The sequence below is a fragment of the Litorivivens sp. genome (genome assembly GCF_041625495.1).
Taxonomy (GTDB): Bacteria; Pseudomonadota; Gammaproteobacteria; order Pseudomonadales; family Spongiibacteraceae; genus Litorivivens.
This window is the reverse complement of record NZ_JBFJTH010000032.1, coordinates 13775-29467: the sequence shown is the minus strand read 5'-3', so window position 1 is coordinate 29467 and position 15693 is coordinate 13775. Positions and strand designations below refer to the sequence as shown.

General features: G+C 55.7%; 12 protein-coding genes. 3 read left to right on the top strand and 9 right to left on the bottom strand.

Going from position 1 to position 15693, the window contains the following annotated elements; all coding sequences use genetic code 11:
* Positions 1-46: 46 nt before the first annotated feature.
* From thpD to ABYP39_RS05845, 3 genes are all read right to left on the bottom strand, one after another.
* A complete protein-coding gene (gene thpD / locus ABYP39_RS05855; RefSeq protein ID WP_372781547.1) occupies positions 47-1000 on the bottom strand; it encodes an ectoine hydroxylase in 954 nt (317 codons plus the stop codon).
* A 160-nt stretch (positions 1001-1160) separates the two neighbouring features.
* Positions 1161-1787 carry a superoxide dismutase gene (locus ABYP39_RS05850; RefSeq protein WP_372781545.1) on the bottom strand — a complete coding sequence of 209 codons (627 nt, stop codon included), beginning with the start codon at positions 1785-1787 and terminating at the stop codon, positions 1161-1163.
* Positions 1788-1984: 197 nt separating this feature from the next.
* Positions 1985-2380 carry a VOC family protein gene (locus ABYP39_RS05845; protein WP_372781543.1) on the bottom strand — a complete coding sequence of 132 codons (396 nt, stop codon included), beginning with the start codon at positions 2378-2380 and terminating at the stop codon, positions 1985-1987.
* A gap of 84 nt (positions 2381-2464) precedes the next feature.
* Between ABYP39_RS05845 and ABYP39_RS05840 the strand changes: the two genes are divergently transcribed.
* Entirely contained in the window at positions 2465-3691 is a 1227-nt protein-coding gene (locus tag ABYP39_RS05840; RefSeq protein ID WP_372781541.1) for a TIGR03862 family flavoprotein, read from the top strand.
* On the opposite strand, the gene ABYP39_RS05835 is transcribed toward ABYP39_RS05840, so the two are convergent.
* The 6 genes from ABYP39_RS05835 to ABYP39_RS05810 form a co-directional block, all read right to left on the bottom strand.
* Positions 3620-5971, bottom strand: a complete 2352-nt coding sequence (locus tag ABYP39_RS05835; RefSeq protein ID WP_372781539.1) for an ATP-dependent DNA helicase — start codon at positions 5969-5971, stop codon at positions 3620-3622. The two genes, ABYP39_RS05840 and ABYP39_RS05835, sit on opposite strands and share 72 nt — an antisense overlap.
* Positions 5968-7641: a VRR-NUC domain-containing protein gene (locus tag ABYP39_RS05830; protein ID WP_372781537.1), complete on the bottom strand. Its 1674-nt coding sequence runs from the start codon at positions 7639-7641 to the stop codon at positions 5968-5970. The genes ABYP39_RS05835 and ABYP39_RS05830 overlap by 4 nt, the downstream gene beginning before the upstream one ends.
* 167 nt (positions 7642-7808) lie before the next feature.
* The gene (locus ABYP39_RS05825; RefSeq protein ID WP_372781535.1) at positions 7809-8819 is read right to left on the bottom strand and encodes an alpha/beta hydrolase family protein; all 1011 of its coding nucleotides are present in this window, start codon (positions 8817-8819) and stop codon (positions 7809-7811) included.
* Entirely contained in the window at positions 8816-9787 is a 972-nt protein-coding gene (locus ABYP39_RS05820) for an alpha/beta fold hydrolase (RefSeq protein ID WP_372781533.1), read from the bottom strand. Before ABYP39_RS05820 ends, ABYP39_RS05825 begins: the two co-directional genes overlap by 4 nt.
* On the bottom strand, positions 9787-10428 hold the full coding sequence (locus ABYP39_RS05815; protein WP_372750469.1) for a glutathione S-transferase family protein: 642 nt from the start codon (positions 10426-10428) through the stop codon (positions 9787-9789). The genes ABYP39_RS05820 and ABYP39_RS05815 overlap by 1 nt, the downstream gene beginning before the upstream one ends.
* A 5-nt stretch (positions 10429-10433) precedes the next feature.
* The gene (locus ABYP39_RS05810) at positions 10434-11099 is read right to left on the bottom strand and encodes a hypothetical protein (protein WP_372750470.1); all 666 of its coding nucleotides are present in this window, start codon (positions 11097-11099) and stop codon (positions 10434-10436) included.
* A gap of 157 nt (positions 11100-11256) precedes the next feature.
* Between ABYP39_RS05810 and ABYP39_RS05805 the strand changes: the two genes are divergently transcribed.
* Complete coding sequence (locus tag ABYP39_RS05805; protein WP_372781531.1) at positions 11257-12414, top strand: efflux RND transporter periplasmic adaptor subunit; 1158 nt, start codon at positions 11257-11259, stop codon at positions 12412-12414.
* A complete protein-coding gene (locus tag ABYP39_RS05800) occupies positions 12411-15488 on the top strand; it encodes an efflux RND transporter permease subunit (protein ID WP_372781529.1) in 3078 nt (1025 codons plus the stop codon). Before ABYP39_RS05805 ends, ABYP39_RS05800 begins: the two co-directional genes overlap by 4 nt.
* Positions 15489-15693 lie beyond the last annotated feature (205 nt).

Here is a 15693-nt window from a genome sequence, read left to right as displayed (position 1 = left end):
TTTGCCCGCCCCCGGCTTCTTAAGCTTAACTTTCCCTCCGCTGAAACTAGGCGTGTTCCGCCACGCCATTCTCCCGACGCACAAGCACCGGCTCAAAAGGGACATCACGCATCGTTAGCGGCTCAATCGCTGAGCGTGTGGCGAGAAATTCCGGCCGCTCCTTCTGACCACAAAACGGCTTTTGGACAGTATTTTCTATACTGTTGTACACAAAAAACAGATTCGACCGCGCCCACGGCGACATATTCATATTCGACGCATGCAAGGTATTGCACTCAAACAGCAACAGCGAACCGGGCGGCCCTTTCGGTGCTTCAATACCGCCGCGATTGGCCAGCCAGCGCAACACCGATTTTTCCGGCACACCCAGTCGCTGCTTTTTCAGCGAGTCTTTCCAGTTCTCTTCTGGAGTCGGGTCAACACAGGGCGCAAAGTACTGGTGCGATCCCGGAATCAGCATTAACGGCCCATTAAACTCGTTGTTTTCGGTTAACAGAATTGACGCCGATACCGCTCGCATACGAGGCATGCCATCTTCGCAATGCCAGGTTTCAAAATCCGAGTGCCAGTCAAACCCGCGCCCCTGAAATCCAAACTTGTCGTTGATGCGTGACTGATGAATATACACGTCGCTGCCCAGCAACTGCTGCACCATACCCAATATGCGCGGGTCCCGGGTGAGATTAGAAAAGCGCTGGGAAATTTCGTGCATGGAAAATACAGACCGCAATTCACCGCTATCCGGGTCTTTGATCACATGGTCTGCGGCCATCGCCTCGGCATCGCGAGACAACTCCGCCAGCTCGTCAAAAAAAGGTTCTACCCGCTCGCGCCCAAAAAAACCTTCAAACCAAAGAAAGCCATCGCGCTCATAGCGAGACAAGGCACATTCGTCGAGTGGACCGTGCCAGCGAAAGCGTGCACTGGAGTGAACCACGGGATCAAGCCGGGGAAAGGGCTCCAACGACTCGCCGCGCCGGGTAGGATAAGCGTCTTGCATAGATTCTCCTTGTAAAATTGTGCTGTAACCCTCCTTGTAATAACCCCACCAGTGCAGCCAGATTGCCGAACTGTAAAATCGAGCCTGGTTAATTTTTATCGCGTATTGCCGACCATCAAAAAGGGGGAGCACAGCTCCCCCTTTTCAGCGCCCTACATAACTACGCGGCAAACTTAAACTGCGACACCGCCTTCTCAGGGTGTGAAAAATTGTCTTGCACAAAATCCCAATTCACCACTTTCCAGATAGCGTCCAGGTAGTCGGGGCGAGCATTGCGGTAGTCGATATAGTAGGCGTGTTCCCACACATCAACGGTCAACAATGGCACATAGCGATCACCGGCGATTGGTGTATCAGCATCGTCAGTATTAATGATTTCTAGTTTGTTTTTCTGACCTGCCACCTTCACCAGCCAGGTCCAACCCGAACCAAAGTTGGCCGCAGCCTTGGCATTGAAAGCCTCTTTGAACTTTTCAACCGAGCCAAAGCAATGCTCGATACAGGCTTTGAGCTCACCGCTCGGGCCTTCGCCTCCCGCCGGAGTCAGACAATGCCAATAGAAGGTGTGGTTCCAGACTTGCGCCGCCTGATTAAACAGTTTGCCGTCGGCGCGCTTAACGATGTCTTCCAACTCGCGCTTTTCGTCGTCTGTACCTTTTACCAGATCATTGAGTGTATCCACATATTTCTGATGGTGCTTGCCGTAGTGATACTCCAAAGTTTCTTTGGAAATATGTGGTTCCAGGGCATGTTTTTCATAGGGGAGATCGGGCAGTGTAAAGCTCATCGTGTTCCTCCTTTTCTGATTCGATTTTGCTCTGTCGAGACATATCACTAAGTCAATCGGCAGACGTCATCTCGATAGAATCAGAGGCTACGCATCATCGCGCCGAGTGGCCAGACCACTGCAACGTAAAAGTCAAAATTGCCTATTTTTTCCGATAAAAATGTGACGATTGCACATGGCGATACCATGTGTAGCGCTCAGCCATTGTGTAATGGCAAATCAATAATTTCTATCACATTGCCGGTGGGATCGCGCACAACCATACGCTCAATACCGTCTACTGCGCGGGCGGGACCAAATACGATGGCGTCGGTGAGTGCACTGATCCGTTGGCAGGCTGCACTGAAATCGTCGCAAGCTACGGCAAAATGCGGCCCCAACGGCGATTTAAGCGGTGTAAACTCCGGGTTTTCGACCACGTGCAATTCTGCGTTACCCAGCAGATACCAGATACTGCGAAACTGTTCGGCCACGGCGCTGGGGCGCGGCAGTTCAGTCAAACCCAGAATGTCGCCGTAAAATTGCCTGGCCGCCGCGATATCTGTCACGTTGATTGCCAGGTGCTGCACTCCGATAATTATTCCATCAGCCATCGTCTTTCCTCTGCGTTCGCGGATGATCAGGGGTATCATAGCCAATTGCTAATCTATAACTGTGAACGTCCGGTAACCCCATCTGTGAAAACTGACCTGAATTATGAGGCCGTCATCATCGGCGGCGGCCCGGCGGGATTGATGGCCGCAGAACAATTGGCGGCTGCCGGCAGGCGTGTCGCAGTTTTCGAGCAAAAACCCAGCGTAGGAAGAAAATTTCTCCGCGCGGGAATTGGCGGATTGAACATCACTCATAGCGAACGCCATGATATTTTTTGCTCTCGCTACGCAAACAGTGCCACGGCCATCGCCCCCTGGTTGACGGCTTTCGGTCCAGACGAGCTTGTTCAGTGGTGTCATTCGCTCGGCATTGAAACCTTTGTCGGCAGTTCGGGACGAGTCTTTCCAACACAAATGAAAGCGGCACCGCTTCTACGTCGCTGGCTGCAACGCTTGCGCACTTCCGGCGTTATTGTTCACACCCGTCACCGCTGGTTAGGCTGGGACAATAACGGCGACGTTCTGTTCGAGCATGCTGGCGACAACCGCACCGTACAGACCAAGGCAACGATTCTCGCCGTCGGTGGGGCCAGCTGGGCCGCCCTGGGCTCCGATGGCAGCTGGGCCGAGATCTTGTCAACTCTCGGCATTGCCTGCGAGCCGTTTAAACCCAGCAACTGTGGTTTCAACTCACCCTGGCCAACCGCTTTCGCCGACGCTCTGGCCGGACAGGCGCTGAAGAATATCGGCCTGCAATTGACCAGTGGCAAGTACCATCGGGGCGATGCTCTGGCCAGCCACTACGGTGTAGAAGGCAGCCTCATCTATGCAGCATCTCGAGACATCCGCGACACCATCGCACAGCAGGGAAACTGCACCATTTACTGGGATTTGCTGCCAGACACACCGCACACTGAACTTCGTGCGTCACTGGCGCGCCGTCGGCGCGGGGATTCAGCCAGCACTTTACTGCGTAAACTCGGTATAAAGGGCAGCAAACTTACCCTGCTCAAAGCGCTTACCCGCAAAGCTGATATGCAAAACCCCGATGCTCTGCCGTCGTTGTTGAAAAAGCTGCCGCAGCAGCTGAACAGCTGTCGTCCCATTGATGAAGCGATCAGCACCGCCGGCGGAATACCGCTTCGCGCGCTGAACGACCGGCTGATGCTGAATGACCTGCCGGGCGTATTTTGCGCCGGTGAAATGCTGGATTGGGATGCGCCTACGGGCGGCTATTTGCTAACCGCCTGCTTCGCCAGTGGGCTGATCGCCGGCCGTGGGGCGCACGATTTCTTGTGCAACCGGACTTGATGACACCTGCCACCAGTGTGGCAATAGTGCGGTGATACCCGGCAAACGGTAGCGATCGTCAATCAGCTCAATGACCCCGCGATCTTCCGGCGTGCGTATCAGACGTCCCGCCGCCTGCACCACCTTCGTCATGGCCGGATAAAGGTATGCATAGTTGTAACCGTTGCCATAGCGCTGCTCCAGTATATTTTTAAGGTATTCGCGGTTTTCATCGTTAGGCGGCAGGCCTAGCGTCGCAATAAATACACCTATCAACTGCTCACCCGGCAGGTCGATACCCTCACCAAATATACCGCCAAGCACACAGATACCAATGCCGGGCTGAGCATCGCTGACGTACGCTATAAATTCCCGGCGCTGGGCATTAGTCATGGCGCTGTGCTGCCGACGTATTCTCAATTCCGGGAAATGCAGGCGGCAGTAATCATAAAAAGCATCCACATAGGCCAGGCTACTGAGAAATACCAGGTAGTTACCCGGCACCGCCGAACATTGCCGTTTCACGCGAGCTGCCAACAGTGGCAAACTGCGATCGCGGCGATCCAGTCGGGTACTGATATTGGTGACCAGCCGCAGATCTATCTGCTGACTATTGAAAGGACTCGGAACGTCCTGCCAACGCGTGTCCACCGGCATTCCCAGCAAATCGCGATAGTACTGTGCGGGATTGAGTGTCGCGGAAAACAGTACCACCGCGTGCGCAGTCTTAAACCGCTCGGCAATGTGGTCTGCAGGAATAAGGTTATCAATGCTCAACACACCGCTGCCGGTCATGTTCTGTTGCCCCCTGGCGGCGTGCTCAAAACCCAAGGTGCACAGCGAGTGGTCACCGAAAGATTCTGCCAGACGTAAGAATCCGAGCGCGGTAAACAGCACTTCCTGAATGTCTCTGGCACGATGATTGTCACTGAGATATTCAGTGATGGCGGCAATGAGGCCATATAGCGCGTCGTTAAGCACATCCGGCACGTCCTCAAGGCGATAGTGGGGCGCCGTGTCTTCCTGCTCAAGGTAGGGCTTGATCAGTTCGCGCCAGGCGGACTCCAACTGTCCCAGCGGCTTGCGCAGCGCCGCAGGCGGTTTGCGAATCGTGTAGAGCAGTGCCGCCTCGGACAGCCGGATGCTGTACATGGCCCGCGCGCGGTCAATCAGGTTGTGCGCCTCATCGACCAATGGCACCACACGCCAGTTATTTTGTTGCGTTAATGCGTACAGTAAGGCGTGCTGATCAAAATAGTGATTGACGTCCGCCACCACCACATCGCACCAGTGCGCCATTTCCTGCGCCAGGAAATACCGACATAGACTGTGTCGACGGGCAATGGTCCGCAGGGCATCAGAATCCAGAAAGCCACAGGCTATCGCCTCTTCCCGCGCGGCGGGCAATTTGTCGAAAAAGCCATTTGCCAGCGGACACGAATCACCATGACATGCCGCCTCCGGATGATCGCAACTTGCCTCGAGTGCACTCAGTTCAAGCACCCTGATGGGCACCGGCTCGGACTGCGCCTCCACGATTCGCCGCATGCCGTCCAGCGCCAGGCTTTTACCGGTATTGCGGCAGGTCAGATAAAACACTCGATCAAGCTGCTGAACTGGCAGCGCATGCAGGGCGGGAAACAAGACCCCAAGGGTTTTTCCGATCCCGGTGGGGGCCTGCAACAGTAACGAATTGCCACCGTGCAATGCCTTGTACACCGTTTCGGACAGCAGCCGTTGACCCGCACGAAACCCCGCAAAGGGAAACTGCAGCATTTTCAGGGCGTTATCGCGCGCGCTGCGATGGACCTGCTCCTGCGCCAACCAGATCCGATAGCGCTTGCAAAGCTCTGTTAGAAACGCCCAGAGTTCGTCAGCTTCGAGAATCTCGTCGTCGTGGGATTCCTCTTCCCGGCGAACTTCAAAATAGGTGAGTCGCAGCCTGATATCGGCCCTGCTAGTCTGTCGGCAAAACAAGGCGCCATACACTTTAAGCTGCGCCCAGTGCAGCGCGCGCTTACCGGGACCAATACGGGTCAGCTTGCCGCGATGGGTTTTGATTTCTTCCAGGTAGCAATCGCGAACATTGGCATAGTAGCCATCCACCCTGCCGGAAACCTCCAGCCCTTCACACTCTGCTCGCAATGGATACTCGGCCACATAGGGATCCGGGCGACGTTCCTGCACGGTACGGTGACCCACAATACCTTCCACAGCACTGGGCGCAGGCGTGTATCGAAATTCAAGGCTGCCGGTGCGCGCTGCAAATTCGCACAGTGCGTTAACGGACACGGAATTCATACGGGCTGGTAGCTCACATTCAACACCGACACTTCCACACCCATGGCCGAAAATGCCTGCAGCCAAAGCGTCTGATGATCCTGCAGGCGATCGCCCGGCCCTTTCACTTCAATCAGGCGGTAGCTCTGAGCTGCTGTGTCGAACTCAATCAGATCCGGCATCCCGCTGCGATGATGACGCAGATCACTCAGCAGGTGAGCGAAAATTTGGCGCAGATCGGCTACCGGTATCAACGCTAATGCCAGCTCCAGCAGCTCGTCGCTTAGCGCCGTCCAATTCACCAATCGGCAGGCCGTTCCGTATTTGTGCTGCCACACAGTTCTAATTGTCGATTGATAGACGAGGCTGTCCAGACTACTCAGTCGCGCGGCCAAAGCCTCACGCCGACGGTCGACAAAATCTGGCCGGAATAAATCTGCCGGGCCAGCCTGAAACGGATGAAAGAATGCCCCGGGCAAAGGGGAGAACAGCTCATCCCAGCACAACAGACCCAGCAAGCCTGGGAACAACGCATTCTCCACATAAAAGACTTTGATGCCCGGTTGCGCACTCAAATGCTGCACCACCGCCTGCTCCACTCGCAAGCCAGCACTGTGGGCCGAAGCCGGCAGACACAGTTGCGCGCAATCTATTTGCGGTTTTTGTTTGGGCGCGGACGCCGCATTCACACGGCGCATTACTCTGGATTCGATGCGCTGCAGATGGAGTTTGCTCAGGGGTAGCCTGCAGCTGCTCAGCGCCCGCTCAAGCTCCGCGACCAGCACGCTAGTCTCGGCCGACTTTTCCAGCAGGCGCAAGCGTCGAATACAGGCCTCTTCCAGCCGGCTGGTGCGGTACAAGGCCACAGCCAGTGCAGAATCACCTGCCCGCTCGGCCTGTAATGCAAGCTGAAAAATTACTTTATCACGCCGATACGCAAGCCAATCGCTATCGATCGGAGGGGGCAAGATTGCCAGCGCCTGTCGCACATCACCACTGCTTTCCAGCGTCTGCTGACAGGCCGCCAACGCCAGCGCCGCATCTACCTCACGGCGCGTGCGAAAGGCCCTCGAAGACGGTGAAAACTCAACCGGCTCATAGTGCTGATGACCTAGCTCCGTGAGCACAAACTCGGACCAATCCTGATAGACATTTCCGAAAAACATCACCCGCAGACGATCAAATAAGGCCTGGCAGGCCAGCGCAACAAGGGAAAATGGTGCCTGTGGCCACCAGACTTCGAGCGTTTGCCCAGCGCTTTCCAACGCGCTCAAATGCGATAGAAGTTCTGACTTTTTCAGGTTTGTGGCCACCGGTGTAGCCCGCCCTGCAAGCAGCTGGCGCAATTCTGCAACGCGGCAGAGCCGATGCAGGGTTGCGGCGTCGCAGTGCGGCTGCAGATCGACAAAGCCCGCTCGACTCAACTCAGCCAGTGCATCACGAACATCGTCAATTTCAGTGTATTGCAGGGCATCGCTGCGAAAATGTTCGCCTTTACGCAGTAGCATCCGCGCCAGCAACGCCCGTGCCGGTCGCGACAGGTGCAGATAATGTGTCAGCTGCGCAGATTCTTCCGCCAACAACAAGTCGCTGTGGTGCTCGACAACCCAGCGCACCACAGTTTCCATATTGCGCAGGTAATAGAAAGGGTCTTCCAATGGCGCCGCCAGCGGGCGCACGGTTTCAGTCACGACGACGGCTCATCCAACCTCGCGCCGGATACGCTGTGCTCCTCACACGCAGCCGGCAACAATACATGTATATTAATACAGTATTTATACGCGATCTGAGTGCGGATGAATAGCCCTGCCCGTACTCTGGCGATATTCCGCTAACCGACCTTATTCGGCGCGGCTGACTAGCGAGCGGTCAGGCGGGCAAAGCCGCCAGTGAGATCCTGTAAGGATTCGCTTTGAAGGAAGGCAGCGGCTGCAGAATCGCTGCGTAAATACGCATTCAGAAAGGCGACACTGGCTGCGTTGACCATTGTCAGGGCATCTCGCTGAGGCGCCTCCTCGCGTTCGGGGCGGCAGATCAGATTGCCTAGGTAATGGTCTGCTCCCTCTACCACCAGAGCGAACTGCTGGCCACCCGGCGCGGTTTCATGGGACATAAGGTGCATGCGCCAGTCAGGCCAGAACTGAGGATTCGTGTCCCAGGTACCGGTCGTCACCAGTACCGGACCACGCATGTTCAGCCAACTGCGCTCATGAATAACGTCAAACATCGGGCCCGGTGGCGACAGTGCAATTACCCCCACTACACGGGGGTCACCCGCCCGCGAAACAGCGCCTTCGTCAGACGCTATCGCGCCCGCAAATTGCTGGGCCGTGAAGGCACCAAACGAATGCCCAGCCACCACCAGTTTGTTAACCTGCAATGCAACCCCCTGCGGCAGTTGCGCTTGGATGCTACCGAGGTTATCCATCAGGAATTGAAGATCGGCAGCGCGGGCATCGATCAAGCCAAGCTGGCCGAAACGCAGACTGTTGAAAATTCCACGCGCCATACTGCGACCATCCAAGTGGGTCGGTGCAATCACCGCGTAGCCATGGCTCGCCCAGTGCTCCAGAAGCCGGTCGTACTTGTGACGATCAGACCAATTGCCGTGTGAGAAAAGCACAACCGGTATAGCACCCTGCGCATCTTGCGGCCACCATACCCGCAACTCGATGGTTTCGTTTGCCAGCTCGGGTGCCGCCAACGTCAGCCCATCAACAACTTGAGGTTTATAAGGCCCCGCCAGATATCCCGGAATGGATACCAGTGCGTCGCGTGAAGCCGTCAGCGGCTTTGCATCTGCTTGTGGCAGCGGCTCACTGCCGCAGCCGAACACCATCACTACCAACACCATGACTAGCCTTCTCATGGCGCGCTACCTGCCTGCAGAAATTCGCGTGTTAATCGCGCACTGAGCCGCGGTTTTTCCAGCGGCAGCAAGTGTCCCGCCGCGGGGATGATATGACTGACAACGCTGGGAGAAGACACTAGCAGTGTCTCAAAGCGTTCAACATGGGTGACCGGCAACTGCGGGTTTTGCTCACCCCATAGGATTAACACGGGCGCTTTTACCGCCGCCAACACAGGCGCGGGTTCGCCTACATCAAAACTGCGCATACGGTTCATCTCCGCTTTGCGGTTTCCACTATGGCGAAACATGTCGTGAAACTCCTCAACCAAGGCATCACTGACAACAGACGGGTCGTAAACCATCCATTCAATAAATTTTCGATAAGCCATTTCCGGGACAAAATAGAACACCCGATGAAACCAATCGGGAATCGCGCTGGCATTGCGCCTGCTGCTCTGCTCACGCTTGAGCCCTCCGGAATTGACCAAAACCAGCTTTTCAACCTGATCGGGATAACGCGCGGCATAGTGAAACGCGATATTGCCACCGAGCGATGAACCCACCAGGGCCACCGAGTCCAACCCTAGCGCGTCGAACAAGCCCGCTAGCAAGGTCAGGTCGCGCTCCATACTGTAATCGTGCTTTGCATCCGGACCCGTGAGGCCGTGGCTGGTCATATCAAATCTCAGCACGGTGAAATCATCAGCCAACTCGGGCAACCAGCCATCCCACATACGGGCATTGAAATAATGGGAGTGAATCAACACCACTACTGGTGCCGACTTCAGCGGCAAACCTTCTAGTCGATAGGCCAACCGCGTGCCATCTACGGTTTCAAACCGCAGGTCGCCACCTCGGTATTTCTGGGTCAGGGTTTCGGTGGGGATATCGCGCCATGCAATTGCCGCATAAAGCCCATAAGCCACCACCAGCGCAAATAGGCCGAGCAAAACGCGCCCCAGTATGTGAGCAAACTTCCGGAGCATCAGGTGCTCATCATGGCAGCAAGGCCTGCGGCCATTTCATCAAGTACCTGTGAAACCGGGGGACGCTGGGCGGCAATCTCCCACCAGGCTTTTAATGTCGGCGTTGGTGCCAGGATATCGGGCTCTCCAAAAACGGCAGGCACCTTGACCACGTAAAAAAGGATCGGCGCCAGCAGGCAATCCAGAAAGCCGAAATCGTCGCGGTTTACCGCGTGCGGCTGCGCGAAGAATTTCTCCAGCACCGCCAGTTTCTCTTTCATGGCTCCCAGATTTTTAGCAATCGCCGCCTTGTCGCCACTTTTCAACTTCAACTCAAGAAACAGCGGGAACAGTGCCTGGGCAAGGTCGAGGTCGGTATAGCGCCCGACACTGCGCAGCCACGCGCGCTGCAGGCCATCAGCCGGCAACAGCGCCTTATCGGAAAAACGCTCGTCCAGAAACTCCAAGATCGCACTGGATTCCACCAGATAATTGCCGTCAACTTCCAGTGTCGGCACTTTACCGGTCGGCGTAAGCGCCTTAAAAGCTTCTGAAGCCAGGCCATACTCAGGCGCGACGACGGTGACTGGCAGCGCCCCTGCGTTGATCTGGATACGCACACGCGCAGCGTAGGGGGAATGAGGAACACTAAAGAGCTTCATGATGATTATCCAATCAGATGAATTCCAAGGGCCGCATTGACAAACAGCCCCAACCAGATGGCCCATACCCAAGGGCGGCACCGCGCTACCGAATCAGCCATCGTGTCATTTACCTTGTCGCTGGGCCCTTCGGTCATCAATTGCAGAAACGCAGGCACAAAGGGTTTGAGATTGATTCGAATCGCAATACCACAACCTACCAGGGCCGCAAACACGATGATCTTCCACGCTACCCAGTCGGCATGAATGGGCGCATCACCGGTCAAGCCCAGCACAGCAAATAGCAACAATGCAGTCACCACCACGATCCGGAAGATAAGATCGAATTGACTCAGGCGCGCGGTAAACGCCTTCCCTTCATTGAAATACAATACCAAGACATTGCTGAGCCAGACGGCAGCCAACAACCAGACAAGCGGGAGCCCCCAGGCCGGTAGTTCGAGCAGCCCCATCAATACCGCCATATGCAAACCGAGGGGCAGAATCAGCGGCATACTCATTTTCGGCCCTTGATCGCAGGCCAGCATGATCTTCAGTGCAATGGCACGTGCTTCAACACCTATGTCGCGATTCACTACGTAGCGGCTGGCAACAAAGGTACCCAGGTCGCCGCCCAGCCAGTAGACAAATGCGACGATATGGGCAAACTGCAACAGTAGAAATTCAGTCATGCGGAGTATGTAGCCTCGCTAGTTCAGCCGTGATTGCCGGCTAAGTTTGGTTGCCACCAGCCGAACTGGAAGCCAACAACCATAATAAGATATATTATATTATCTTTATATCTTTTGAAGCACAACACAGAGGGTAACCCCCGAGGCGTCTCACATCATGAGCAACCAGCGCTTAAAATCCTTGCTCCCCGCAGCGATACTGATCGGTGCAATGGGCGCCGCGACGATTATCGCAACAGCGCGATCGGCACCAGAACCGACGCCACCGCCAGCGCCACCACCACCGCGCGTTGATACCATCACGATGATACCCGCGACCGCCGTATTACAGGTGCGCGCCCAGGGCACCGTGGCGCCGCGCCGACAAATTGATCTGGCGGCACAGGTTGGCGGCCGCATTGTGCACGCATCCCCATACTATGCACCCGGCGGCACCTTCGCAAAAGATGAGACGCTTATTCAGATAGAAGCCGCTGACTATGAAATTGCCGTCGTTCGCGCCAAAGCACGCGTGGCAGAAGCCCGCCAAAATTTGGCTACCGAGCGCGGGCGCGGACGTCAGGCCAAACGCGAATGGCGCGACCTTGGCAGTGCTGAGGCCAACGACCTGTTTCTACGCAAACCTCAATTGGCAGCCGCAGAGGCTCAACTTGCCGCCGCCGAAGGCGAGCTTCGCCAGGCCGAGTTGAACCTGACACGTACCGAGATCAAAGCGCCTTTTGCCGGCAGGATACTCAGCATCAACGCCAATCTCGGACAATACGTCAATGCAGGGTCAGCCGTGGCCAGCGTTTACGACGCTGAAGTGGTGGAAATCGCCCTGCCTCTCAGCGAACGTCAGCTCGGGTTACTGGATCTACCGCTCGGCGACCACCTCGAGCTGCCGGTAACAGTACACGCCACCCTGGGCCAGAAATCCTGGCAACGTCTAGGTGTCATCACACGCACCGCAGCAAGCATCGACGAACAAACCCGCTTTGCTCACGCCATTGCTGAAGTGCGTAATCCCTCCGGCAGCGAAGCGCTGGCTATCGGCCAGTTTGTCAGCGTTGATATACCCAGCCGACCACTTGAGAATGTATTGACCCTCCCGGAAAATCTGATCCATCCTCGCAATACCCTGTGGGTTGTTGATGAGCAGAACCGGCTGCAGCTGCATACCGTGACAGTGCTACAAGCGATCAATGGTAAGGTCGCAATTCAGGCTGACAGCAGTAATCCGCTGCGGATTGTAACGTCCTATCTCGCTCGACCGCTCGACGGCATGGAGCTGGCGCCGAATCCCGATCAAGCGCAAAGCGGAGCGTTGCTGTGAGCGCTATTGTACGCTGGTTTATTCACAACCCTATTGCAGCCAACCTCGTCATGCTGCTTGTTTTTCTGGGTGGTTTGACCACCCTGCCACAACTCGACAAAGAGTTTTTCCCCCAGCGCAAACTGAATCAGATCTCGGTAACCGTGACCTATCCCGGCGCCAATCCCGGAGAGGTCGAGAATCAGATTATTCTTCGCATAGAAGAGGCTATCGCCGACGTTGTCGGTATCGATGAAATGCGCTCCACTGCGCAAGAGGGGTTGGCCACCGTGGTCGTCGACGTTTCAGCTGACGAAAATGCGCAGCGTATTCTCAACGACATAAAAACCCGCGTGGAAGGCATCAACACGTTCCCCGCCGAAACCGAGCGCCCTCTGGTCAGCGAGCGTCTGTGGCGCGATCGCATGATCAGCCTCACGCTGTCTGGCGACTTGCCCGAAGCCGAGCTGAAAACCCTCGGTGAAGTAGTGCGCGAGGAACTGACCGCTCTGCCGCAGGTATCTCTGGTAGAACTGCGCACCCCACGCAACGATGAACTCTCGGTTGAAGTCTCAGAACAACACCTGCGTGAACATAACCTGCGGTTTGAAGATATCGCTGCGGCAATCAATCAGTCGTCATTGAATCTACCGGGCGGCAAGGTGAAAACCGACGACGGCGACCTGCAAATACAGATTCGCGGTCAGGCCTACGCCAGTGACGCCTTTGCCAGCCTGCCGGTAATTTCCAAACGCGACGGCTCCGTATTGCGCCTCGGTGACATTGCCACCATCAACGACGACTTTGAGGAAATCGACGTTATCGGTCAGTTCGATGGTCGCCGCTCGCTGTTGGTAGATATATACGTCACCAGCAATCCTAATGTTATGCGAACCAGCGCGGCGGTTCGTCAGTACGTTGCACAAAAGCAACCTAATCTACCCGAAAGCGTCGAGCTGCGTATCTGGCGTGATTCCTCGATCCCGTTTGGGGATCGCATGGATACGTTGCTCAGCAATGGCTTTGGCGGTCTGGTGCTGGTGTTTATCCTCCTGCTGTTGTTTTTACGTGCTCAGCTTGCATTGTGGGTATGCTCGGGTATTGCGGTCGCTTTTCTCGGGGCAATCTGGCTGCTTCCCGTTCTGGGCACAAGCCTGAATATGGTGTCGCTGTTCGCCTTTATTCTGATTCTAGGCATCGTGGTAGACGACGCCATTATCGTCGGTGAATCCATTTATAGCGCACAGGAGAAAGGGCTCGCAGGTACCGAAGGCGCCTTTATCGGCACCCGCGCTGTAATGAAACCGGTGTGGTTTGCTGTGCTCTCTACCATGTTATTTTTCGTGCCTTTTTACTTCCTGCCCGAAGAAGTGGCTGAGCCTCCCAACTTGGCAGACGTGGTTATGCTCGCATTAGCCTTCTCGCTGTTTGAATCGATGTTTATCCTGCCGGCGCACCTGGCCCACATGAAGCCAGAGCAACCCGGTCGCCATCGATGGCTGGCGCCACTTGAAGCATTGCGATCTCGGTTTTCCAGCGCACTCACCCACGCTGGAGACAAGCTCTATCGACCGCTGCTAGAACGCTGCATTGCTTGGAAAGGGACCACCATCGCAACGTTCTTTGCGATGTTTTTGATTATCCTCTCTATCCTCTTTGGTGGCTGGATGAAAGCGAGCTTTTTTCCGCGCGTACCCGGCGACCACCTGCTCGCCAATATTACGCTGGAGGAAGGTGTTCCCTTCGCCGAAGTTGAGCGCACCATGCAACACATCGTCGACGCTGCGGAAACGCTGCAGGCACAATTAAACCGCGACACTGCATTGCCGTTTGCCGGCAGCATCGAAGCCGCGGCCTACAACAACACCGTTCGAGTTACACTCGAATTACTGAATGTTGAAGCACGCAACCAACCGGTCTCCGAGATCAGGGATCAATGGCAACAACTCATCGGCCCGCTCTATAACGCTCGCGCTGTCGATATCGCCTTCACCATCATCCCACTGGGCAAACCGATTGAACTGCAGGTCATCGCGCCAGACCTGGCAATGCTGCGCCAGGCCACCTCAGCGGTTTCCGATGAAGTGTCGCGGTATCCGGGCATCTTCAATGTACGCAACAGCCTTGCCAACCCGCAGAATGAAATTGAAATCCAACTCAAGCCCCATGCCGAAACGTTGGGGATCAGCCTGGCCGATGTTGCGCGACAGGTAAGACGCGGTTTTTACGGCGAGGAAGTGCAACGCATTCCGCGCCTGCGCGAAGATGTAAAAGTGATGCTGCGCTACCCGGAAACCGAGCGGCAATCCCTCCACAGTTTGCAGGACATGCGGATTCGCACCAACGATGGCCGGGAAATCTCGTTTGATGCGGTTGCGCAAGTTAAGTTTGTCGACGGATACAGCACAATCGATCGCATAGATCGGCAGCGGGTAGCCACCGTTACGGCAGACCTGCAACCGGGCTTCAGTGCCGGCGAAATACTCGGCGCGATTCTGCGACAACCATGGACCGACAACTTCCCCCAGGTAAAGGTTCAGAAAGAAGGCGAGCAGGCGCAGCAGGCGGAATTTCTTGATCGCATAGCACAGTTGATGATGCTGTCACTGATTCTGATCTTCGGCCTGATGGCGATTGTTTTCCAATCCTACTGGCAGCCCATAATCATCATGACGGCGATCCCATTCGGTTTTATGGGAGGCTTACTCGGCCATCTCCTGCTGGGACAGGAGCTTGCGATGTTTTCTGTACTCGGCATGGTTGCCTGCGCGGGCGTTGTGGTGAACGACAACCTGGTACTGGTAGATCGCATTAACACGCTGCGCGGCGATGGGCTCGACCCACTCGAAGCGGTAATGCAAGGGGCTCGCGACCGGTTCCGGCCAATCATTCTGACATCGCTAACCACCTTTATCGGACTTTCACCGATCATGCTGGAGAGTTCCATTCAGGCCCAGTTTCTCAAGCCAATGGTCATCGCGCTGGCCTTCGGGGTGGTTACCGCGACCACCATTACGCTTGTGTTTGTGCCCTGCCTGTATCTGCAGGGAATACATGCTCGCAACACCATGGTTAAACGCTTTCGCGCTCGATAGCCCCTTCCACCGGGGCCTTCCGAGCCCCGTGGTTAAAGCGCACTTATGCCGAGCACATCAGGCGTGCGAAACCACTCAACCAGCCAGACGAAGGGATGGACTTGCCACGCCCTACTCAATTCGGCTTACCCCTCATCATTTCCCAGTATTTTATTTGACACCTACGGTAATTCGACGCTATAAAGTAAACGTTTACATTTAATAA